We start from the raw sequence: 24,740 nt of genomic DNA on the forward strand, positions 1-24,740 counted from the left end.
GCTATTGCTAGTTTCATTGTGTACATGGCTATGCTTTTGTACGCTTAGTGCTCAAGAAAATAATATTCAATTGCAATGGAGTAAAGAATGGAAAAAGGTAGAAACGCCTAAAGGCAATTTCTTGCGCCCTTCTTTCGAAGATGCTTCTTTTACAGAGGCACAAAATTTTTTTCCTGTTTTTACTACTTCAGTTTATACCGCAGGTGCAGCAGAAGCTACTTTATACGATGCCATGTTTACTGCTGCAGATAGTGCAGCTGCCGCAGCATTGCAGCACATTGCTTCGCAACCAACCGTAACTGTAAACAACGGTAAATCTGCACTTAAAAATATAGCAGTAATTTCTGTTTTTCCATTTAGAAAAAATGAAACCACCGGAGTGGTTGAAAAACTGCTTTCATTTAAAATTAAGTTAGCTGAAACTGCTCCGGCATCTGCTAGTGCCGCAGCAAGAGGTACAAACAGCTATGTAGCTAACTCCATATTGGCTTCGGGAAGTTGGTACAAAATTTCTACCAATAAAACTGCCATGCACCGCCTTACTTACAATTTCGTAAAAACTTCATTTGGAATAGACCCTGCCAGTGTAAGCTTCTCTAACTTTGGCATCTTTGGAAACTATCATGGTTTATTAAACGAAACTGCTGGGCAAAATCCGCAAAGCGATGATTTACAAGAACTACCCATTTTCATTTCAGATAAAAACGGAAATGGCAAATTTGACAGCGATGATTTTGTATTGTTTTACGGGCAAGACCCACACGCATGGAGTTATCCCGGAAACTCACAGCCTTTCACACACAAAAAACATATTTACTCCGATAAGAACTTTTACTTTGTAACTACCAATAAAGGAAGCGGCAAACAAACTATTGCCGAAAGCGCAGCCGGCAATGCTAATGCTACAGCAACTACATTTAACGATTATGCCTTTCATGAGTTAGATGAAATGAATTTTTTAGAATCTGGCAGAATCTGGTTTGGCGATAAAATGAGTTCTACCAAAACTTCTATAGACCTTAGTTTCAACTTTCCAAATATAGCTACCATGGCTCCTGTAAATATTGTTTCTACTGCCGTAGCTAAAACACCGCAAACCACCGCCAACGGAGCTACACAAATAGTGTGTACTTATGGTGGCAGCAACATTCTTATTCACTCCATAAAAGGCTCGGGTTCCACACTTTACGGCACTGTAGCTACTTACCAAATACAAAATGCCACACTAAACCCTACTAGCGACAACCTAAAACTCACCTACAACTACAACTGTATAGACAATACCGGTGAAGCCTACTTAGACTATGTAGAAATAAACTGCCAACGTAATTTGATATTTACTGGCGGCAGTATGAACTTTAGAAATACTGCCACTGTTGGGGCAGCTTCGGTTACAGAATTTCAGATAAGCAATGCTGCCAATACACAAGTATGGGATGTTACCAATCCATTTGAAGCCAAGAGCCAATTGGCCAATAATGGCACTTTTACCGTGGCAACTCCTATACTCAAAGAATTTGTTGTATTTGACCCTGCTGCTTCACATGCCGAACCGGAATACACCGAAAAAGTTGCCAACCAAAACTTACATGCATGTGGGCAGCCCGACATGGTTATTGTTACACATCCTTCTTTTTTAAGCGCGGCTAAACGCCTGGCAGATTTTCACCAAACCAACAATGGTATTTCCGTTTTAGTAACTACACCGCAACTTATTTACAATGAGTTTAGCAATGGCAAACAAGATGCTACCGCCATTCGCAATTTCTTAAAAATGCTATACGACCGTGCAGCGGGCGACACCACCTTAATTCCGCGTTATTTATTGCTGTTTGGCGATGGTAGTTTTGATATGATGAAACACACATCGGCAAGCACTAATTTTATTCCTACTTACCAGAGTTATGAATCGCTAAATGAAATAGGAACCTTTGTGAGCGATGATTTTTTTGGCCTGCTAGATGATGGCGAAGGTGGCGATATTTTAGGCAGCAATAATTTTATTGACGTTGCCATTGGCCGCCTGCCCGTAGGCACAGCCGATGAGGCCGAAGGTGTGGTAAACAAAATTATCAACTACAAATCTACCAAAGCCTTAGGCAACTGGCGCAACCGCATAACCTTTGTTGCAGATGATGAAGATAGCAACGTACACTTTAGCGATTGTAACGGCTTTGCCAATTATTTGGCAAGCGCATATCCTGTTTACAATCAAAACAAAATTTATTTAGATGCTTACCAGCGCGTAAACACTCCGGCAGGAGCACGCTATCCCGATGTGAATGCAGCTATTTTAAATGCACTCAACAGAGGTACACTTATACTGAATTATGTGGGACACGGAGGAATAAACAACTGGTCGCACGAGCGCATTTTCAACTTCAACGATATTCAGCAACTCAGCAACTTTAACACCTTGCCACTATTTGTTACTGCCACCTGCGAGTTCAGCAAATTCGACAGAAACGGAGGACAAACAGCCGGAGAAAACCTTATTGTAAATCCCAACGGAGGCGGCATAGCATCGGTAACCACTGTGCGTGTGGTGTATTCGTACCAAAACAAACAACTCAACGATGCCCTCATAAAGAATGTATTTAAACCCTACCACGGCAAAACACCCACCATGGGAGAATTGCTTATGCAAGCTAAAAATGGAATTTGGGGTGGCGGTGATGCCAACAACCGGAAGTTTTTACTCTTGGGCGACCCAGCGCTTTCACTCAACTATCCCGAACTAAATGTGGTAACCACCGAAGTAAATAACATTCCCGTTGGCAATACCAACGACACCATGAAAGCGCTACAACAAATAACCATGAGTGGCGAAGTGCGCAACTGGGATGGAACGCTTGCTTCAGACTTTAATGGGTTTGTATTTCCTACGGTATTCGATAAGGTTTCTACCCTTACCACACTTGCTAATTCACCCAATAGTTTTAAAGCCAATTTTCAACTATATAAAAGCATTGTATTCAACGGAAAAGCAAGTGTGCAAAACGGAAAGTTCAACTTTAGTTTTATGGTACCAAAAGACATAGACTACAAAGTAGGTGAAGCACGCATAAGCTATTATGCCGAAGATTTTTCTCGCAATATGGACGCACACGGTTTAGATGAATCTATTTACATCGGCAGCAGTTCCGATAGTGTATTGTTTGACGACCAAGGCCCCACTATTGCTCTATTTATGAACGATGAAAATTTTCGCAGTGGCGGAATTACCGATGCTAATCCAAAACTATTGGCGGTATTGGAAGATGATTTTGGTATAAATGTGGGCAATACCTTGGGGCATGAAATTACAGCAGTACTAGATCAAAACTCTGCTAAACCTATTGTGCTAAACGAATATTTTGAAAGCGAACTCAACAACTATAAAAAAGGAAAAGTGCTGTATCCTTTTTACAAATTAGAAGACGGAGAACATACACTCACCGTTAAAGCATGGGATACTCAAAACAACTCTGCCGAAGCTGATATAAGCTTTATAGTAAGCACTTCACCTGCACTGGCATTAGAGAAAATTTTCTGCTATCCGAATCCATTTACAACCTCTACTACTTTTTCGTTTGAACACAATGCAGCCGACAAACCATTGGATGCCGAAGTGAGAATTTACACTTTAAATGGAGCAATGGTGCGCCATATTAAAGCCGAGTTTACGCCCGATGGCTACCGTGCCAACAATATAAAATGGGATGGCGATACCGATGAAGGAGGTGATGTAATGAAAGGCATTTATATCTACAGAATTACACTACAAGATAAGCAAGGCAACCAAACCTCCAAAAGCGATCGGGTAGTGCTAATTCGCTAGGCAACCAATAATATTTTACACCTTACAAACCATGCAGCGCAGTTACGAGCACTTTATGAAATTGGCTTTAAAAGAGGCCTTATATGCGTATGAAGAAGACGAAGTTCCCATTGGAGCAATAGTGGTGTGCAACCAACAAATTATTGGCAAGGGCTATAACCATGTTGAAAAACTAACCGATGTTACCGCACATGCCGAAATGATTGCCATTACAGCCGCTTCGAACTATTTAGGCAATAAATTTTTAGAGTCGTGCGAGATATATGTTACGGTGGAGCCATGCCTAATGTGTGCCACTGCTTTGCGTTGGGCTCGTATTGGCAAATTGATATACGGTACCGGAGAACCTAAAACGGGCTTTACCACTTTTCAAAAACCAGTATTGCATCCTTCAACAGAAATTATTGGAGGCATTATGGAAGCAGAATGCGCTGCACTTATGAAGCAGTTTTTTAAAGAAAAAAGATTAGGGTAATATCCGTACTACTCATAATCGTTGCCCACTTTTTTACTTCCCGTGCTTTGGTTGTATTTGTTACAATCAAAAATAGTGTGGCTCATGGCTTCCGGAACAGGAAACACATCTTTAGCATTAAACTCCGAAGAAAAATTAGTGCTATCGTTGTTTACTCTTTGGAAAAAATAAGCCCAAACAGGCAATGCCATAGTAGCACCTTGGCCGTATTGCATAGAGCGGAAACGGATGTATCTATCATCGCAACCGGTCCAGCTACCTGCCACCAAATGAGGAGTAGCGCCAATAAACCAACCATCGGCATAATTAGAGGTAGTACCGGTTTTACCAATTATATCGCCCGGCAATTTGTATCTGTAACGCAAGCGAACACCCGTGCCATACTGCACCACACCTCTTAATAATTCCACCATGGTGTAATTGGTGTTTTCATCAAAAACTTCGCGCTGCTGGGCAGTAAATTCACCTACCACGTTGCCGTTTCTATCTTCGATACGCGTAACAAAAATAGGTTGTGTGTACACACCATTGTTGGCAAACGTGGCATAAGCACCTACCATTTCGTACAGCGAAATATCTGCCGAACCCAAACTGATTGAAGGCTGTGCCGGAATATCGCTTTCTATTCCCATGTTGTGAGCCAATTGAATAACTGCATCGGGTGTCATTTCGTGCATAAGGTAAGCAGTTACCGTGTTTATAGAATTGGCAAGTGCTTCTTTTAGTGTCATCATGCCGCCATATTTTCCATCGCTGTTTTTGGGTGTCCAATCTTCTAATAATCCAAAGCGAGGATCTCCGGCTTCGAATGTTACAGGCTGGTTAGGAACTTTAAAACAAGGCGAGTAGCCTTTATCGCGAATAGCCGTGGCATACACAATTGGCTTAAATGTGGAACCTACTTGCCGCTTGGTATTTATGTTTACGTGATCGAACTGAAAATGGCGATAGTTAATGCCGCCCGCCCAAGCTCTGATATATCCGTTTGAGGGGTCTAATACCATAAAGCCGTTTTGCAAAATCATGCGGTAATAGCGCAGCGAATCGTATGGACTCATTACCGTATCCTTATCGCCACCGTAAGCAAAGATGCGCATCTTTACTGGCGTGTGCATTACCTTATCTATTTCTTCTCTGCTTTTACCCGCTTCTTTCATATCGGCATAGCGGCTGCAATGCGTGTAAATACCTTCCCATTCTTTTGAAAAATCTTTCCACGGGTCTTTTCCCTTCCAATGCTCAAAAAACACCGATTGTAATTCGCTTAAATGCTGTATTTGTGCTTCTTCTGCATAGCGCTGCAAACGCGAATCTAGAGTAACGTAAATGCGCAAACCATCGCGATACAAATTGTATGAAGTGCCATCGGGTTTTTTATTCTCTGCCAGATACTTTTTGAGCCATAAACGAAGATATTCTCTAAAGTGCGGAGCCAATCCTTCTTCGTGTGTTTCGGGGTGAAAATCTAATGCAATAGGTTGTTTCTGCAACGAATCTAGTTGTGGCTTATTCAAAAAATTGTACTTATACATTTGAGCCAACACTGTATTTCTTCTATTAAACGATGCTTGCGGATGCAAACGCGGATTGTATTGATAAGGTGCTTTCAACATACCAATCAGCACAGCCGCTTCTTCAACTTTTAATGAATCTACGCTTTTTCCAAAATAGGTTTGCGCTGCCGATTTTATACCAAAAGCATTGTCGCTAAACTCTACCGTGTTTAAATACATGGCAAATATTTCCTGCTTGGTATAAGAATGCTCCAGGCGCACGGCAATTATCCATTCTTTAAATTTACGCAATACCAATTGCAGTTTATTTAAGCGCTCGCGCGGAAACAAATTTTTTGCCAACTGCTGTGTAATAGTACTGCCACCGCCTTTTGCACCACCGGAAAGCATTACTCTAAACAAGGCTTTAAAATCTACTCCGGTATGTTCTTCGAATCGAATATCTTCTGTAGCTAAAAGTGCCTGACGCAAGCATTGTGGAAGGCCCGCATAATCTACATTACTTCTATTTTGTGCATAGTATTTTCCAATTACTTCGCCATCGGTTGAAATAATTTCGGTAGCGAGGCTGCTTTCCGGATTTTCTAATTCATCGAAACTTGGCAACGCTCCAAAATAGCCCGCATTAAGCAAATAAAACAGCAGCGCCACTCCGGCAATACCTGTAAAAAACAATGCCCAAAAGATCTTTAACCATTTCACCTTTCAAACGTACAAGATTTTTGAAATAAAAAAGCCCGTGGTTTGCGCCACAGGCTTTGCCTAGCTGGATTTAAGGATAAAGTTGTTGGTGTGGAAGAAAAAAATTGTCTATAAAAATGAACCTTGTCGCTGCTTAGTTGAGGTTACCAAACATGGTAGCGCAACTCTCATGAATGTAGTAGTATTTTTTTCCGTTTTTGGTGAATGGGGTAATTCTATATGGAGCCACTTGTACCAAACCCGAATTTTCGCCTTTGCCCAAAGAGCCTACCTCTGCTGCCGTAAAGGTGTAAGAAGTTACACCCGGGCCGGTAATGTGGGATACGCTGCCCGAAGGACCTGCCATTACCCAAATTACAGAATCGTAGTTAGAAGGTGCTGTTTGCAAGGTTACGGTATAGCTGCTAGAAGTATTTATTTCTTTAGAACTATTGATTTTGCCAATACCCGGCAAGTAACCTGAAGCTGTATAAGTAAATGCCGAAACACTGCTGCTGCCTGTAATGTTCCAATTGTAAGTATAGCTACTGGTGCTAATGCCCATATCGCTTCCATTTGGCGCACCTTTGGGAGTAAAACCATAGTAGTTGTTAGACAGCTTAGTCAGAGCTGAGTCGTTTACGGAAACATTTCCTGCGTCATCGAAAGTAGCGGAGCCGGTTGTGGTAGAAAATCCTGCGAATGCAACACCCATTTTATAGTCTAAATCCATGGATGGCACACCTGGTACCGAAGGTGTAGAATATGAAGCCAAAACACGCACTACGCCTAATACGCCATATGCATCAGAAGGTGTGTTTACTTGTGGTGGATTGTTGGCAGGTGCATTGTTGGTGGTTGTAGTCTTCTTATTACAAGAAGAAAGAGCAAACACACCCAATGCTGCTAACAGAATGAAATTCTTTTTCATAACGATTATGTGTTTAGTGAATAATTGATGATGCAATTATATCCCGCACAAAACACACTATGCCGATTCGAGTAAGAATGCCTTGTTTTTTGGAAAAAAAACAAATGGTTCAATTAGTGCCAACTGCACGGTGATTTACCCTAAAGTATGCTCAAACAATTTAGGCTAAATGGCAATGAAATTTTAAATTCCAATGATCCCTATTTCTTTTCCGGAAAACACAAAAATCCTTGGTAATACTATTAAGTACACGCACTACTTATTGCTGTATTCAAACAAAAACTTTTTTTCTTCTTCAGAAAGACTATCATAACCGGAGCGCGAAATCTTATCCAAAATTTCATCTACTCTTTCTTGCTCCGATACTACTTGTGCTTCGGGAGAAGAAGGTTTGTATTGGATGGAACGGAGGTATGCTACTCTTTCTTTTCGCACTGCTTCGTAATGCTGTTTCTTAGCAAAAGGAATAGTTACCGTATCGGCAACTTTTTGAATTGGAGAAAACATATCTATACCATGCCTTAATCCGCGAATAAACAACCAACCGCAACAAGCTCCGCCTAAATGAGCAATATAGCCTCCGGCATTACCTCTTGGAATGCTGATAACATCTACTACCAACGTAAATAATGCAATATACTTTATGCGCACCTCACCAAAAAACATAAGGAATACCCGATGATTGGGATTAAGCGTAACCGCACCAAATACAATTGCTAAGATGCTTGCCGAAGCACCCATAAGCACTGCATTTTGCAAAGAAGGCTCAAATACAGGAATTAAATTAAAAGATGCTATATAAAATACTGCACCGCTTATACCGCCCAATATATACAGTGGCAAAACTCGTTTATCGCCCAAGTACAGCGTAAAAATGCCGCCAAACCAATACAGCCAAAGCATATTAAAAAGCAGATGAAAAAAATCTTCGTGCAAGAACATATAACTGAGCAATGTCCACGGCTGCTTTACAAAGGTAGCAAGCGATGCCGGCAGCGATACATGGTGTAAAATACTACTGTAGGCTGCCGAATTTTGAAAAAGAAAAAATCCCAACTTCATCACATTTACCAATAGGAATACAAACACATTTATGTAAATGAGTTTTATCACCATATCGCCAATGCTAAAGCGAATGCGCAAATCGCTTATTATGGAATTACCGTACAACAAAAATATCTTTTACACTAAGGTACATTTTTATGCTTAAACAGCATAAAAAAGCAGCCTACCAACTAGAAGCAAATACCGTTTTATACATTTCTAACAAGCAGGCACTTTTTCAACTATTGGTTTTATCTACTTTTGGCAGGTGTTGGAGAAAGAAAAAAAAACACTTGTAGATTTCAACTTACTGTGGCGTATTTTAGCATTGGCAAAACCATATAGCCAATGGTTTCGGTTTTCAATCTTTTTATCGCTGTTGCTGGCTGTACTGGCACCGCTCCGCCCCAAAATTGTTCAATATACTGTAGATAATTACATTGTTCATTTTAATGCTTTGGCATTACAAAAAATGGCATTGGTGCTGGTAGCGCTGCTCTTGCTAGAATCGGCTGCCCGCTATGGTTTTAATTACTTAACCGCTTGGTTGGGACAAAGTGTAATTCGCGATTTACGTATTCGGGTTTTTAAACATTTAATTTATGCACGGCTACGGTATTTTGACGCCACTCCCATTGGCACCGCCACCACGCGCACCATCAACGATATTGAAGCCGTAAACGATACTTTTTCGGAAGGCTTAATTACTATTCTTGCCGATGTACTTACTATTATTTTGGTAGTAAGTTTTATGTTTTATACCAACTGGAAAATTGCATTGGTAAGCATTGCCTCGCTTCCGCTGCTGCTATGGGTAACGCGTTGGTTTCAAGAAGGCGTAAAGCGCTCTTTCCAAGACGAAAGAACACAAATTGGTCGCATGAATGCCTTCTTGCAAGAACACTTAACCGGCATGAGGATTATTCAACTCTTTAATGTAGAAGCAAAAGAATTTGAGAAGTATAAAACTATTAACAACGAGCTAAAGCAAGCCAACATTCGCGGTATTTGGTACTATTCGCTTTTCTTTCCTGCTGTAGAGATTTTATTGGCAGCATCGGTGGGTTTAATGGTGTGGATGGCGGCACACGAAATTTTGCACCAACAGGCGCAAGTGGGCATTATTATGGCGTTTATTCTTTACATTAGTATGCTCTTTCGCCCCATAAGATTTATTGCCGATAAAGTAAATACTATTCAGAGAGGTTTGGTTGCCTGCGAGCGCGTTTTTAAGTTATTAGACACCGATGAGCGCATTGCCGATAGCGGTACTTTTTCACCCCAAAAAGTAGAAGGAAACATTCGGTTTAAAGATGTGTGGTTTGCTTACAACAACGAACATTATGTTTTAAAACATGTGAATTTTGAACTGCCTGCCGGAGAAACGCTTGCTATTATTGGTTCCACGGGATCCGGAAAAACAACTACCATTTCTTTATTGGGTAGGTTTTACGAAACCACCAAAGGTGAAATTTTATTAGATGGTGTAAACATTCGCGATTACTCGCTGAATGCCTTGCGCTCGCAAATGAGTGTGGTGCTGCAAGATGTATTTTTGTTTGCAGGCAGTGTGTATGAAAATATTACGTTGCGCAACGAAAATATTTCGTTGGAAACGGTTGAACATGCAGCAAAATTGGTGGGGGCACACGAGTTTATTTCAAAGTTACCGGGCGGTTATCAATATAAAGTTATGGAGCGCGGAGCCACACTTTCTATGGGTCAAAGGCAGTTGATTTCTTTTGTGCGCGCATTGGTGTATAATCCGGCAGTGCTCATTTTAGATGAGGCTACTTCTTCTATTGATAGCGAGAGCGAAGCGCTTATACAACGCGCTATCGAAAAATTGGTAAAAGGCAGAACTTCTATTGTAATTGCGCACAGGCTCTCTACCATTCGGCACGCACATAAAATTGCTGTGTTCGACAAGGGCATTCTTAAAGAATTTGGTTCGCACGCAACACTAATGGAATTAAACGGCACCTATAAACAACTGTTTGAAATGCAGTTTCACACTTCGGCAACAAGTGTGTAGTTTATATCCACACAAATGCTCCGGTTGCGGCATTGCTTTCTATTAGTTCTGCATCTGCAAGGCGTTGCAATACTTGTAAAAGTATTTCGGGTTTTTGAGCTGTAGCCGCTACTAATTGCGGCATAGTTTTTGGCTGCTGTAATTGCTGCTCCAGTTCGTTCATTAACTGCAAAAACTGCGCGTGCTTTAATCCACTTTTCTTAGCTGCAATACACACATCGCATACACCACAATTTTCAGAAAACTTTTCTCCAAAATAATTTACAAGCATGGCACTACGACAGAAATGACCGGTAGAAATGTATTGCAACATAGCGGCTGCTCTTTCGGTTGTTTGCTGCTTGCGCATTTGCAGCAATGCTATATTCAACCGCAGGTGGGCACTCTCTACCCTTTCGTGTGTAAACGAAATTTGTGGTGTTTCCTCTACTGGCTTGTAACTAAATATATGCAGTTTTTGCAGTTCATTTACTTTTGCAATAAGTTCTGAAGTTTCAATACCAAGGCGTTTGGCAATTTCTTTTTCATGAAAAACAGTATAGTCTTCAAACACACCTTCGCTGGTGCGCAAAATCATTTTGGTAACCGCCTCTAAACTTGGATTGGCGTTATAGAGTTTCAGCAAAGCATCTTTGCCAACCAAACATTTAATGATAGGATATGGCTGTGTGGCTTCGCTCATGGTAAGTACATCCATTTGCTCCAATAGCCGCAAATGCTCCATCAACACCCGCACAGCGATATTGGTATCGGCAGCGCATGCTGCTATATTAAATTTTACGGCATCGGCAGGCATTTGATGCAATGGAATTTTAAGATGATTGCATAGTGCATCATACGTTTGGCGCAACTGCTCCGGTAATGGAAAATTTTCAATAATATCTTTAAGCAATTGCTTATCGCTTTGGTTGCACAGCAGCACCGCGTATGCCTTTTTTTCATCTCTACCTGCCCTACCTGCTTCTTGAAAATACGCTTCTAAACTTTGAGGCACATTCATGTGAATTACCGTACGCACATCCGGCTTATCTATACCCATTCCAAAAGCATTGGTGCAAACGATAATGCGGGTTTTTCCCGCTATCCAACTTTCTTGTTTACTGCTTCTTTCTGCGGGGCTTAATCCTGCATGATAATAATCCGAACTCAACCCATTTTTGTTTAAGAAATCGGCCGTTTGCCGTGTACCCTTTCGCGCATTTACATACACTACTGCACTGCCCGGCACTTGCTTTAAAATATGCAACAACTGTGCATTTTTATCGAAAGTTTGACGCACCACATAGCTCAAATTACTGCGCACAAAACTTTTAGAAAAAATCTGCTTCTTCTTAAAATGTAATTGCTCGGTAATATCGCTTGCTACCTTTTGTGTGGCAGTAGCAGTAAGCGCCAGTACCGATACATTAGGCAACAATTCCCGCACCTCGGCAATTTGCAAATACTGCGGTCGAAAATCGTACCCCCACTGCGAAATACAATGGGCTTCATCTACCGCAAGCAAACTTACTTTCATTTGCTTGAGTGCTTCTTTAAACGAAGATGTGGCAAGCCTTTCGGGCGATACATACAAAAATTTTACATCGCCATAAATACAATTGGAAACAATCTGCCGTATTTGCGAAATCGATAAGCCTGAATAAAGTGCTTCTGCTTTAATGCCTCTAGCTTTTAAGTTAGAAACCTGATCTTTCATCAACGCAATGAGCGGAGAAACCACTATGCAAATACCATCTAAAAGCAATGCAGGAACTTGAAAACAAATTGATTTGCCGCCACCTGTGGGAAGCAGTGCCAACGTATCGTTTTTACTCAATACACTTTGTATTATTTCTTCCTGTAATGGTCTAAAATTATCGAAACCCCAATACTGTTTCAAAATGTGCTTAGGGGACAATTGCATGCATGCAAAATGGTGAATTTTACAAGGAAAATAAAAACCTACACCTCACAAACACGCTATTGCATATAAACCAAAGAAAGATATTCCCAATTCTTTCCAAAATTCAATGGTTATCTTTAGCGCTATGAAAATTTTGATTGTTGAAGACGAAAAAGAACTGCAAAACACCATTGCCGATTCACTTTCAAAAGAACAGTTTGTAATTGAAACTGCCGATAACTTTGCCGCTGCACTAGAAAAAATAAATGTGTATGAATACGATTGTATTTTGCTTGATATTATGCTGCCGGGCGGCAGCGGCATACAGCTATTGCAAGCACTAAAAAAAGCCGGAAGAGCCGGCAACGTAATTATTATTTCTGCTAAAGATTCTTTAGACGATAAACTGCAAGGGCTTGAACTCGGAGCCGATGACTACCTTACCAAACCATTCCACATTGCAGAGCTGAATGCAAGAGTAAAAGCCGTGTTACGCAGAAAAAATACCGATGGAAAAAACTCCCTAGAATTTGCCAATCTCTGCTTAGATTTAAGCGAAAGAACACTAACCATAAACCAACAAAACATACCTCTTAACCGAAAAGAGTTTGATATTTTAAACTACTTTTTATTCAACAAAAACCGTTTAGTAACCAAAACCGCACTGGCAGAACACGTGTGGGGCGACAACATTGACCAAGCCGATAACCTTGATTTTATTTACTACCAAATAAAAAATTTACGAAAGAAACTTCAAGCCGCAGATGCCGCAATTGAAATAGAAGCAGTGTACGGAATTGGCTATAAGATTACTGAAAAATGAAACTACTCAACCAATCTATAAAATACATCGCCATTTCGATACTGCCTGTAATTGGCTTATGGGCAGTATTTTCGTACTTCAATATTCACGATAAAATAAGCGAGAGTGTAGATGAAGGTTTAGAAAACTACAAGCGCCAAATTATATACAGAGCACACCAAGATTCCAGCATTTTACTGCGCCATAATTTCAACGAAAGTTTCTTTACCATAAGAGAAATAGCACCCGAAATTGCGCTTGCAGTAACAGATATTTACACAGATACTGTAATGTACATGCAAGACCGAGACGATGATGAACCGGAGGCTGAGCCGGTACGCATTCTTACCACTGCATTTGAGCGCAACAACCATTATTATGAACTGCGTATTTTAAACTCTTTGGTAGAAGAAGACGACCTTATCTCGCAATTGCTGTGGAATAGTGTATGGCTATACATTATACTGGTGTTGGTAATTATTATTATACACAATTTTGTTTTGCAACGGCTATGGAAACCATTCTACCATTTGCTGCAGCAACTAAAGAATTACAGACTCGGCCACACCAAAAACCTGCCACATACCACAACAAACATCAAAGAATTTATCGATTTACAACAAGCTGTAAACACCCTGCTGCAACACAGTATAGAAACCTACGAACAACAAAAACAGTTTATAGGCAATGCCTCGCACGAACTGCAAACCCCACTAGCCATTACCATCAATAAACTAGAACTGCTTCTAGAAAAAGGAAATTTAGAAAGCACGCAAGCAGAAAACATTGCAGAGGTAATGCAAATAGTTGAACGCCTCATAAAACTAAACAAGTCGCTGCTGCTCTTAACCAAAATTGAAAACAGGCAATTCTTAAATAACCAAGCCATTTCTGTGCCGCAACTCGCACAGCAAATAGTAAACGATTTAGAAGAAATTACCAGCTACAAAAACATAACGATTGAAATGGAAACAAGCGCGGCACTAACCATAGAAATGGATGCTGCGCTTGCCAATATTCTTATTGCCAACTTAATTAGAAATGCGGTGTTTCACAATATCAGCAATGGCATTGTTTCTATTACAATTGGTACGCAAGCTATAAGCATTTGCAACACCGGAAACAATGAGCCTTTACCGGTTGAAAAAATATTTACCCGCTTCTACAAATCTGGCAGCAACACACCCGGCTCCGGACTTGGATTGGCTATTGTAAAAGCCATTTGCAACCTCTATGGCTTTGGCGTTACATACGCATTTAAAAACGGTAAACACTGCTTCGAAATAAACTTTGGTAAATAAATTTTGCGAATCGGGAATTGTTCCCAATTGTTTCCAGAATCGGGTATTTCCTTTGCACTTAAATTAAAAATACACATTATGAAAAAGCACTTTTTAATTGGCGCTATTGCGCTCTGCACTTCAGCCGGCAGCTTGTTTGCACAACACATTTTACAGAGCCAAGTACCATCGGTAGTGGTAAACAATTTCCAACAAGCATTTCCTAAAGCCTACGATGTAGATTGGAAAATGGATATGAACCTTTACAAAGTAGATTTTGAACTAGGCTTGCTCGGCACCGACCACGATGTTTGGTACGACCCTACCGGAAAAGTGGTAAAACACAAAGAAGAAATTTCTAAAAGCGATTTACCTCAAAAAGTCCAAGCAAAGATAAATGCCGATTTCAGTGGCTTTAGAGTAAGCGATGTAAAGAAAATTACAGAAGGCAATAATGCTATTTACACACTCGATTTAAAAACTTTCACACAAGAATGGAAAGTGGCTTATGATGCAGAAGGAAAAATTTTAAGTAAAGTTGCCGACTAAATTGAAAACACCTCTTTTTGCTTACTGCATTCTTTCGGTTTTGGCATTCAATACATGCTTAGCGCAAATCAACCCGCCAGGCTTGGGGAAAACCAATTTGGCGAGCTGGTTTGCCATTGGCATAAGGCAAGAGTTAGATACCATAGAAGGAAAAGGTTGGCAGTCTATGTCGTACATTGGAGCTGCAAGAAAAAGCACACCGGATAATCACAATCTATTTATGCAGCCGGCAATTCTTATCGTTAATCAAGAATTTCACCATCAATTTCACCACAATTGGCAATACTCAATAGCTGCAAGTTATAGAAGGCAACAAGAATATCTTAAAACAGCACCTTACGAATTAGATAGCCCCAAACTAAAACAAGAGTTCCGGATCTATAGCAGGCTATCGTATATTTTTAAAGTATCGCGCATAAAAATTACACCCACCATACGGCAAGAAATAAGAAAATTTTGCTCTTCGGATTTTAAACCCGTAAGCGAAGATTGGCAATTTCGCTCCCGTATCCGTATTCAGTTAAGTATAAATTTAGATGCTAGAAAAATACATAGGCTCATTGCAAGTTCCGAGCAGTTATTTTCTATAAGCAAAAAATCGAAGCCAAAACAATGGACAGATTTTAATTACAGAGAAAGCCGATTCTCTATCTATTATTCGTTTTCACCACAAAACCTGCCACTCATTTTCAACTTTGGCTACATGAATAACTTAGTTGGAAATAAAAACCCTTATTGCGGCCACTATTTGGCATTCGATGTAATTGTTGAAAATCCATTTAAACTAAAACAACGCAACAAAGATCGCATCAGCGAAAACTTAGAATAAACTACTTCCTAAAAAACGTTTGAAGCATTACCTCTGCCACAACAACTCACCGTATAATTTTTAAATAAAAAGGGCTGAAATTTAAGTTCCAGCCCTTTTCCTTTTAGTGATGGTGGTGATTGCCACCTTCATGTACGTGCCCGTGTTCAATCTCTACGGGATGTGCCTCACGCACTTCAATAACTTGTCCGCTAAAATGCAACTCTTCTCCTGCCAAAGGATGGTTTAAATCCAGCACTACTGCTTCTTCCTGAATATCTACTATTCGTCCTTGCAGCATATTGCCTTGGTTATCTTGCAACGGAACAATATTGCCCAACACCAATAAATCTTCCTGAATCTTTCCTTCCCACATAAAAGCATCTTTGCCCAATTGAACTACGCCTTCATCTTCATACACACCATATCCTTCTTCCGGAGATAACACAAAACTAAATTGGTTCCCGGCAACTTTGCCGCCAAGGTATTCTTCAAATTTTGGCAATACATTGCCGTGTCCAAAAAGGAAAGAAAATGGTGCATCTACAGTAGCTTCGTCCACTATGGCTCCATTTGGCTCTGTACGTAATTGGTAAGTAATTCTTACTACTGAATTTGGTGCTGCTTGCATAACATTACAATTTGAAATTTTAAGAAAATGCAGCGTTAAAAGAACAGGAATATGCCAAGAGCAAGAGCCCGCTTTAATAGCGCTTTTACATTGCAATGGTACTCAAAAAAAACGAAGATTGGTTTTGATATAAAACATCCATGTGTAAAAAAGCATTTTCCAATATTTAGCGCCTTCGGGAGTTATACTATTTTAGCCGCAACGAAAGTATATGATTAAAAAATTTGTTCCCCATTTAGTTGCCGTTGGCATTTTTACCGTGCTAACAGTTTTTTACTTCTTGCCCGATTTTCAAGGTATGATTTTAAGGCAAGGAGATATTGTGCAATGGAAAGCCATGAGCAAAGAAATACGCGACTGGAACGAGCAGCACCCCAACGATCCTGCACTATGGACCAGCCGTAATTTTTCGGGAATGCCAAGCGCTCAAATTTCGTTGGTATATCCCGGTAATATTGCTGCAAAATTTATGCAGGCACTCAATGGAATTTTTCCCGATGTAAGTGCACTGATGTTTCTTCACTTTATTGGATTTTATGTGCTTATGCTGTGCCTTGGCATAAACCAATGGCTTGCAATAATCGGCTCCATTGCTTTTGGGCTTTCTTCGTTCACCCTTATTTCTATCGAAGCAGGACACAATACCAAAGTGCAGGCAATGGCACTTATGGCGCCCGTTTTGGGTGGCGTACTGCTGGCTTATCGCAAAAATATTTTTGCAGGCGCAGCGCTTACTGCTTTCTCACTTTCTCTTGCTATTGCTGCCAACCACTTACAAGTAACTTATTACCTAATTATGTGTGTTGGCTTACTTGGTTTATATGAATTGATAGAAGCCTTTGTTGCAAAAAAACTACCTCACTTTACCAAAGCAACAGCCATGTTGGTACTGGCAGCAGCACTGGCTATAATTCCCAACATTGCCAACTTATGGATGACCCGCGACTACGGAAAAGAAACCATACGTGGCGGCAGCAGCGAACTTACCCGCAAAAAAGCAAGCACCGATGGCGGCTTAGATTTCGACTACGCTTCGCGTTGGAGCTATGGTGCCGGAGATTTGGAATTTCTTAGCGTATTGCTGCCCAACATAAAAGGTGGTGGTAGCGGTTCCGATGTGGGCGAAGAGTCTAATTTCGGGAAAGCTTTACAGCAAAAAGGCTATCCCCTTTCTTATACCAAACAAGCGCCAACTTACTGGGGAAACCAACCTTTTACCTCGGGTCCTGTTTATTTTGGAGCAGTGGTAGTCTTCTTGTTTGTATTTGCACTCTTAGCGCTGCACGACAAACTAAAATGGTGGGCAGTAGCACTCAGTGTGGTTTCGTTTTTACTTGCATTTGGCCATAATACTCCTTTCTTTAAAATAGCATTCAACACGCTGCCCTTCTTTAATAAATTCAGAACCCCTTCTATGGCTTTGGTAATAGCACAATTGGTATTTCCTATGTTGGCGCTATTAGGTTTACATCAATTATTAAAAACCCAAACTCCAATCGAAAAAGTAAAAAAACAATTGCTTACAGCAGCCGGAATTACCGGTGGCATAGCACTGCTTTTTGGTGTATTTGGCAGTATGTTTTTTGGCTTTTCGGGAGAAAGCGACAAACAACTAAACGAGCAAGGTCTATCGTTTTTGGTAGATGCCTTAAAAGAAGACCGCGCCTCGATGTTGCGCAGCGATGGTTTAAGAGCCTTATTTTTTATTGCAGCAGCATTTGGCTTGCTGTGGTTTTTCTTACAAAAAAAGGTTTCGCAAACTATACTTATTGCAGGCTTGGGAGCATTGATGTTAATAGATAGCTGGGGCGTAGATAAACGCTATTTAAACGATGAAAATTTTGTAGAGAAAAATGAATACGAGTCGGCTTTCGCCATGACCAAAGCCGATATGGATATACTACGCGATACCGATGCAAACTACCGCGTTTACAACCTTACCCGCGACCCATTCAACGATGCCATAACTTCTTATTACCACAAACATATTGGCGGCTACCATGCGGCAAAACTTATCCGCTATCAAGATTTAATAGAAGAGCATATCTCTAAAGGAACACCACAGGTTTTAAATATGCTCAACACCCGTTACGTAATTCAAAAAGGAAGCGATGGACAGCCACAAGCACAGCAAAATCCCGGTGCGTTGGGTAATGCATGGTTGGTAAAAAACATCCGCCATGTAAAAAATGCAGACGAAGAAATTACAGCTTTAGGCGCTGCCGATTTTTCGCCCAAAGAAACGGCATTGCTCGATGAGCGCTTTAAAACATTGGTAAGCACCTCTACTTACAACAACGAAGGAAGCACCATTGCACAAACCAATTTTACACCCAATAAAATTACATACGATTACAACGGTGCCGATAAAAACTTTGCAGTTTTTTCCGAAGTATATTATCCGGAATGGAACTGCTACGTAGATGGAAAACTTACCAACTATACCCGAGTAGATTATGTTTTACGCGGCTTAGAACTGCCTGCAGGTAAACATACCATTGAGTTTAAAATTGAACCTAAAGCTTTTGTAACCGGAAATAAAATTGCGTATGCCGGATCTGCATTACTGGCAATATTTTTACTGGCTGCCATAGGCTTAAATTTTAAGCAATGGCAACAACAAGAAGCAGCCGAAGAAAAGCCAACAGCTAAAGGCAAAAACAAATAATTTGAAAACTCACAACGTTGAAGCACGTTCTCATCTTTACTTACTACTGGGTTCCTGCAGGCGGTGTGGCGGTTCAGCGTTGGTTGAAACTTTCTAAATACTTGCCCCAAAACGGATGGCAGCCAATTATTGTAACCGTAAAAGACGGCAGCTATCCATATACCGACTCTTCGCTGCAACAAGAAGTACATCCTTCTATTGAAGTATTTAAAACCGATACCTTTGAACCCTTTGAACTCTATAATTTACTGCGTGGTAAAAAGGGGAAACAATTGCCCACAGCCATGTTGGATAACACTTCCAAGAAATCGCTGTTTCAAAAAACAGCAGAATACATTCGGGCAAATTTTTTTATTCCCGATGCGCGAAAAGGTTGGGTAAAATATGCCGTTAGCGAAGGAGCACGCCTCATTAAATCAAAAAAAATTGATGCCATAATTACCACAGGCCCTCCGCACAGCACACATCTTATTGGCATGATGCTGCAAAGCCAATTTAAAGTAAAATGGATAGCAGATTTTCGCGACCCATGGACAAACATATTCACCAACCACTACTTGCCGCGTGCCAACTGGGCAAAAAAACAAGATGAAAGATTAGAAAGCGAAGTGCTGAAGAGAGCCAATGCCGTTACTGTAATTGGCCCTTCCATGAAAGAAGAATTTAAAAACCGTACACAGAAAATTGAAGTTGTTTGGAATGGATTTGACGATGCCGACATTTCATTCTCCCAAAGTGCCACACCAACCAACCACACATTTACCATACGTTATGTAGGTAATATTTTTGCTTCGCAAGCAGCGCCTGCATTTTGGCAAGCAGTAGCACAAATGGTACATCAAGAAAAAGCCAATTTAAAAATAGAATTTACCGGCAGGGTAGATGAAAGCGTGCAGCAACTAATTGCCGCACACCAACTGCAGCACATAGTTTTTTATCAAGACTTTGTGAGCCATACCGAAGCCGTAGCGCTTATGTGTCATGCCGATGCGCTACTGTTTGTTGTACCCAATGTGCCCAACGATGAGCGTATTATTACAGGAAAAATTTTTGAATACTTGGCCGCACAAAAGCCAATTTTATCGTTTGGAAATACCAATGGCGATGCAGCAAAACTATTGCAGGAATGCGGCAGAGAACCTATGTGCGCCTTTAAAGATAATACCACTGCACTGCTGCAATTGCAAGCAGCTTACAATGCTTTTACACAAAAAAACACTGCTGCTTACAACCAATCTTTCCGCAATTTTTCGCGCAGCAATCAGGCAAAGAAAGTGGCCGAAATTTTAAACCTACTCTAACACTCGCTTTCTGCTAAAGCACTTTTCGATTTGTCTTCTTCAAACACCTTCATTTTGCAAGTGGCAATGGCAACTGAATCTTGAAAAACCGTACCCGAAATAATGGTAGCATCAAACACTTTGTGTTCTACCTCTATTACAGTAGAAATATTGCTACCAACTATTGGCAACTGTGTACACGAAAAATTGCGTACATCGCCAATAAAACCTACAGGAATGGGCAAACCCACTAATGCACATTCATAACCCGCTTTGGCGGCACAGGTTTGTGCAATATTTTCTATAAGTCCACCTTCGGTAAGTTTTCCGTCTTTTACCATCACATGGTTTTCTTCTACTAAAAATGAAGTAACACATTGGTTTCCCTCTATTTTTTCGAGAGTAGAAATTAAAACAAAAGGTGCTTTTTGCGGAATTAAGTCTGCCAGGATATTACCCGAAACAGGTAAGTTCATATACATTTATTTTTTCCAGAAATCGAAATAATTAAACCATTGCTCAGGCTTTTTGCGTACCATTCTTTCTAAGTCTTGCGCATAATCATCTACAATATTTTGCAGGGTGGTTTCCGGTTTTATGGTGCGGTGTGGCACGGCAAATAGCTGGTAGCTGGTGGTGTCGGTTTTTATTCCATACACAAAGGTATATGGTGCCTTAAACGATTTAATAAGTTGAAATGGACCTGCGGGAAATAGCGCTTCTTCTCCAAAAAATTTTGCACTAACGGTTCGGTTTCCGGGCAAATAGCGGTCGGCAGTCATACACACAATTTCTTTGCGTTGCAGTGCTTCTCCAATTTCATAAATATGCGATAAATCGTTTTTAATAACTATGGCATTAAATTTTATACCTCCGGTTACACTATCTAAATACTTACGTATTTGTTCATGCTCGGTATCGTACACCAATACATTTATGGAGCCTTTATAGTTGGTAAGCCGCTGTGCTGCAATACCCCAATTCCCAAAATGCGATGCTAGCAAAATGCCGCCCTCGTTGTTATTTACTAATGCTTCTAAGTGTATTCCTCCGGGTGAGGTGGTTGTAATTTTATTGCTTAGCCCTGCCGAAAAAATAACGCGATCTATAAGCGTTTGCCCCAGCAGATGATAGGTTACATACAATTTCCATTGTGCTTTTAAGCGACCCCATCCAATTCTTTTGGTATAAAAACTAATAATGTGTGGTGTAGTTTTGGGCGAAAAAAACACATAATAAGTTGCTACAAATGTAAGTAGTGCATAGGCGGGATACACTCCAAAGTTTGAAAGTATAAAAACAAAAATTCTATACCCTAATGGTGTTCCTCGCGATTTTCCTTGCCATTCAGCCATGCGCTGCTGGTTACATTTTAGAAATCACGTATTGGTATAAATCGTTGAAAGTTACAATGGAAGTAAATTCTTCTTGCTTTACTTTTATTCCAAAGTTTCCCTCCAGTATTACCACCAAATCAATATAGTCTAAGCTATCTAACTCAAGCGTTTCTTTTAGTGGAGCATCGGGAGTTATGGTGGCAATATCTGTTTCAAACTCCTCGGCCAAAAACTCATTTATTTTGTGGCTTACGTCTTCAATTGTCATATCGTATTGTTTAATTTTCTTTCCATTTTTTTACAATCAGAGAAGAATTGGTTCCTCCGAAGCCAAATGAATTCGACAAAAATATAGAAATATCTTTCTCCAGCGTGTTTGTAACTATATTTAGTTTGGCTGAAAACTCATCGGGGTTTTCAAAATTTATATTGGGAGCCACGAAGCCATTTTGCATCATAATGGTGCTGTACACAATTTCGCTGGCTCCTGCCATCCAGCATTCATGTCCGGTCATAGATTTTGTGCTGCTTACAGGAATCTTTTTACCGCCAAAAACCTGAAATATAGCTTGTGCTTCGCAGGCATCGCCTTGCGGTGTAGAAGTGGCATGGGCATTTACATAATCTATTTGGTCGGCAAGGAGTCCTGCATCTTTCAAACACATTTCGAGTGAGCGCACCGGACCTTCTACCGTTGGGTTAGAAATATGTGCACCATTAGACGAAAATCCATAGCCACAGAGTTCACCTAAAATTTTTGCTCCGCGCTTGCGGGCACTTTCCAGCGATTCTATGATAACGGTAGCTGCGCCACCACTCGGAATTAGGCCGTCTCTATCGCGGTCGAACGGGCGCGATGCTTTGTGTGGCTCGCTTTCTCTAACCGAAAAAGCACCCAGTGCATCGAAGGTGCCCATAGAATATATATTTAGTTCTTGTGCACCTCCGCAAACTATTCTTTCTTGGTAGCCATGTTTAATCATCATACAGGCAACGCCTATGGAATGCGAACTGCTGGCACATGCTGCACTAATGGTAAAGTTGACTCCTTTCAATTTAAAAATAGTGGCAAGGTTCATGTTTACGGTAGAGTTCATGGTTTGGAAAACCGCACCGCTACCTGCAAATGCTGTACTTTTTTTCTCGCGAATAATATCGGTAGATACTACTACGGCTTCGGCAGTGCTATCGTTGCCATAAATAATGCCTGTTTCGTTTTGCTCAATATAATCGGCATCCATACAGGCCATTTCCAGTGCCTCTAAAGTAGCCATGTAGGCATATTCGCCTTCTTCGGGCAGCATAATTCTGGCTCTTCTATCTAAAAGCCCTTTTAGCTGCGGGCGTTCCACAAATCCGGTAAGTGCCGAACGGTATCCGAAATCTTTACGAACTTGATCGTACACTATGCCCGATTTACCGTTGTAAAGCGAATGATGTACTTCAGAGATATTTTTCCCTAAACTGCTCCAAATTCCTACGCCTGTTATTACTACTCTATTCACTGTATTTACTAAAAGTTGGGGCGAAATTGCAGAATTTAGCGTTTATTTTCGGGTACAATTGTTACAAATTCTTACCTGCAAGCGGCCCCTCAAAAAAACAAACTAAAAGATGTTTAGGATGCACTCTAAACTTGCTTAATTCTTTCTAAAACCGGGAAAACTCCTGCCTGCCGCACTCATTTTCTGTACGCTTTTCATCATCTTCTTCATTTCTTCAAACTGCTTTAAAAACTGATTCACTTCTTGAATAGAATTGCCGCTGCCTTTGGCAATTCGCTGTCTGCGGGTTCCGCTTAGCAAATCAGGGTTTTCGCGCTCCTTAGGGGTCATGGAATGAATAATGGCTTCTATTTTCTTGAAGCTGTTATCGTTGATATCAATATCCTTTACAGCCTTTCCTATTCCGGGAATCATACCGAGCAATTCTTTCATATTGCCCATCTTTTTTATTTGCCCGAGTTGGTATAAAAAGTCGTTGAAATCGAACTTGTCTTTCCTGATTTTGGCATCAAGCTCGCGGGCTTTCTTTTCATCGTATTGCTCTTGTGCACGCTCTACAAACGATACGATATCGCCCATCCCCAAAATCCGCTGTGCCATACGGTCGGGGTAAAACATATCGAGCGTATCTACTTTTTCGCCTGTGCTTACAAATTTTATTGGCTTGCCTACGGTGTAGGTAATGGTAAGTGCTGCTCCTCCGCGAGTATCGCCATCTAACTTAGTAAGTACCACACCATCAAAATTCAACTTATCGTTGAATGCTTTGGCGGTATTTACGGCATCTTGCCCTGTCATGCTATCCACCACAAACAGAATTTCGTCCGGCTTCACAGCGCTTTTTACTGCGGCTATTTCATTCATCATGGTTTCGTCTACGGCAAGGCGCCCTGCGGTATCAATTATTACCAAATCTAAACCAAGGCTTTTGGCGTGTGCAATACCGTTTTGCGCTATTTGTACCGGATTGTTGTTCTCTTTTTCGTGATAAACCGGAATGCCTATTTTTTCACCCAATACTATTAACTGGTCTATAGCTGCCGGGCGATATACATCGGCTGCAACCATAAGCGGGCGCTTAAATTTTTTGGTTTTTAGCCAGTATGCCAATTTGTGCGTAAATGTGGTTTTACCGGAACCTTGCAGTCCGGCTATAAGTACTACTGCGGGGCTTCCTTTTAGGTTAAAATCGGCTGCGGTGCCGCCCATGAGCTGTGTTAGCTCATCGTTCATAATTTTAACCATTAACTGCCCCGGACTTACTGCGGTAAGTACGTTTTGCCCCAATGCTTGGGTTTTTATTTTATCGGTAAACTCTTTGGCAATTTTATAGTTCACATCGGCATCTACCAATGCTCTGCGAATTTCTTTTACTGTTTCGGCAATATTTATTTCAGAAATTTTGCCTTGTCCTTTTAGTACTTTAAATGCACCTTCTAGCCGTTCCTGTAAACTTTCAAACATGGTTTCCTTTTTTCAAAAAATGGAGTGCGAATTT

The 24,740-nt window shown here is 40.7% G+C and carries 19 protein-coding genes; 9 read left to right on the forward strand and 10 right to left on the reverse strand.

Annotation, left to right across the window (positions count from 1 at the left end; translation table 11 throughout):
• Positions 1–4: 4 nt before the first annotated feature.
• A complete protein-coding gene (gene porU, locus KF872_08020; GenBank protein ID MBX2903490.1) occupies positions 5–3,820 on the forward strand; it encodes a type IX secretion system sortase PorU in 3,816 nt (1,271 codons plus the stop codon).
• Between the two features lie 31 nt (positions 3,821–3,851).
• Positions 3,852–4,295, forward strand: coding sequence for a nucleoside deaminase (locus tag KF872_08025; protein ID MBX2903491.1), 444 nt, complete (start codon positions 3,852–3,854; stop codon positions 4,293–4,295).
• An 8-nt stretch (positions 4,296–4,303) separates the two neighbouring features.
• Here KF872_08025 and KF872_08030 read toward each other — a convergent pair whose 3' ends face one another.
• From KF872_08030 to KF872_08040, 3 genes are all read right to left on the reverse strand, one after another.
• Complete coding sequence (locus tag KF872_08030; protein MBX2903492.1) at positions 4,304–6,511, reverse strand: transglycosylase domain-containing protein; 2,208 nt, start codon at positions 6,509–6,511, stop codon at positions 4,304–4,306.
• A 133-nt stretch (positions 6,512–6,644) separates the two neighbouring features.
• A complete protein-coding gene (locus KF872_08035) occupies positions 6,645–7,421 on the reverse strand; it encodes a hypothetical protein (GenBank protein MBX2903493.1) in 777 nt (258 codons plus the stop codon).
• A 255-nt stretch (positions 7,422–7,676) separates the two neighbouring features.
• Entirely contained in the window at positions 7,677–8,594 is a 918-nt protein-coding gene (locus KF872_08040) for a rhomboid family intramembrane serine protease (protein MBX2903494.1), read from the reverse strand.
• A gap of 139 nt (positions 8,595–8,733) precedes the next feature.
• Between KF872_08040 and KF872_08045 the strand changes: the two genes are divergently transcribed.
• Positions 8,734–10,500: an ABC transporter ATP-binding protein gene (locus KF872_08045; protein ID MBX2903495.1), complete on the forward strand. Its 1,767-nt coding sequence runs from the start codon at positions 8,734–8,736 to the stop codon at positions 10,498–10,500.
• A 1-nt stretch (position 10,501) separates the two neighbouring features.
• Here the strand turns inward: KF872_08045 and KF872_08050 are convergent, their stop codons facing one another.
• On the reverse strand, positions 10,502–12,379 hold the full coding sequence (locus KF872_08050) for a RecQ family ATP-dependent DNA helicase (GenBank protein MBX2903496.1): 1,878 nt from the start codon (positions 12,377–12,379) through the stop codon (positions 10,502–10,504).
• Between the two features lie 148 nt (positions 12,380–12,527).
• On the opposite strand from KF872_08050, the gene KF872_08055 reads away from it, so the two are divergent.
• The 4 genes from KF872_08055 (at position 12,528) to KF872_08070 (ending at position 15,842) form a co-directional block, all read left to right on the forward strand.
• On the forward strand, positions 12,528–13,205 hold the full coding sequence (locus tag KF872_08055; protein ID MBX2903497.1) for a response regulator transcription factor: 678 nt from the start codon (positions 12,528–12,530) through the stop codon (positions 13,203–13,205).
• Positions 13,202–14,485 (forward strand): HAMP domain-containing histidine kinase, encoded by a 1,284-nt coding sequence (locus tag KF872_08060; GenBank protein ID MBX2903498.1) that lies wholly within the window; start codon positions 13,202–13,204, stop codon positions 14,483–14,485. The genes KF872_08055 and KF872_08060 overlap by 4 nt, the downstream gene beginning before the upstream one ends.
• 78 nt (positions 14,486–14,563) lie before the next feature.
• On the forward strand, positions 14,564–15,013 hold the full coding sequence (locus tag KF872_08065; GenBank protein ID MBX2903499.1) for a PepSY-like domain-containing protein: 450 nt from the start codon (positions 14,564–14,566) through the stop codon (positions 15,011–15,013).
• 1 nt (position 15,014) lies between these two features.
• Complete coding sequence (locus KF872_08070) at positions 15,015–15,842, forward strand: DUF2490 domain-containing protein (GenBank protein MBX2903500.1); 828 nt, start codon at positions 15,015–15,017, stop codon at positions 15,840–15,842.
• Between the two features lie 103 nt (positions 15,843–15,945).
• Here the strand turns inward: KF872_08070 and KF872_08075 are convergent, their stop codons facing one another.
• The gene (locus KF872_08075) at positions 15,946–16,452 is read right to left on the reverse strand and encodes a peptidylprolyl isomerase (protein ID MBX2903501.1); all 507 of its coding nucleotides are present in this window, start codon (positions 16,450–16,452) and stop codon (positions 15,946–15,948) included.
• A 211-nt stretch (positions 16,453–16,663) separates the two neighbouring features.
• On the opposite strand from KF872_08075, the gene KF872_08080 reads away from it, so the two are divergent.
• Positions 16,664–19,120 carry a YfhO family protein gene (locus KF872_08080; GenBank protein MBX2903502.1) on the forward strand — a complete coding sequence of 819 codons (2,457 nt, stop codon included), beginning with the start codon at positions 16,664–16,666 and terminating at the stop codon, positions 19,118–19,120.
• Between the two features lie 17 nt (positions 19,121–19,137).
• Positions 19,138–20,421, forward strand: coding sequence for a hypothetical protein (locus KF872_08085; protein ID MBX2903503.1), 1,284 nt, complete (start codon positions 19,138–19,140; stop codon positions 20,419–20,421).
• Here KF872_08085 and KF872_08090 read toward each other — a convergent pair.
• The 5 genes from KF872_08090 to ffh all read right to left on the reverse strand — a co-directional run bounded on the left by KF872_08090 (position 20,418) and on the right by ffh (position 24,706).
• Complete coding sequence (locus KF872_08090) at positions 20,418–20,876, reverse strand: 3-hydroxyacyl-ACP dehydratase (protein ID MBX2903504.1); 459 nt, start codon at positions 20,874–20,876, stop codon at positions 20,418–20,420. The genes KF872_08085 and KF872_08090 overlap by 4 nt on opposite strands.
• Before the next feature lie 6 nt (positions 20,877–20,882).
• On the reverse strand, positions 20,883–21,755 hold the full coding sequence (locus KF872_08095) for a lysophospholipid acyltransferase family protein (protein ID MBX2903505.1): 873 nt from the start codon (positions 21,753–21,755) through the stop codon (positions 20,883–20,885).
• Positions 21,756–21,765: 10 nt separating this feature from the next.
• A complete protein-coding gene (locus KF872_08100; GenBank protein ID MBX2903506.1) occupies positions 21,766–22,005 on the reverse strand; it encodes an acyl carrier protein in 240 nt (79 codons plus the stop codon).
• 10 nt (positions 22,006–22,015) lie between these two features.
• On the reverse strand, positions 22,016–23,242 hold the full coding sequence (locus KF872_08105) for a beta-ketoacyl-[acyl-carrier-protein] synthase family protein (protein ID MBX2903507.1): 1,227 nt from the start codon (positions 23,240–23,242) through the stop codon (positions 22,016–22,018).
• Positions 23,243–23,377: 135 nt separating this feature from the next.
• A complete protein-coding gene (gene ffh / locus KF872_08110; GenBank protein MBX2903508.1) occupies positions 23,378–24,706 on the reverse strand; it encodes a signal recognition particle protein in 1,329 nt (442 codons plus the stop codon).
• Positions 24,707–24,740: the final 34 nt, after the last annotated feature.

Source organism: Chitinophagales bacterium, assembly GCA_019638515.1.
Lineage (GTDB): Bacteria > Bacteroidota > Bacteroidia > Chitinophagales > LD1 > UBA7692.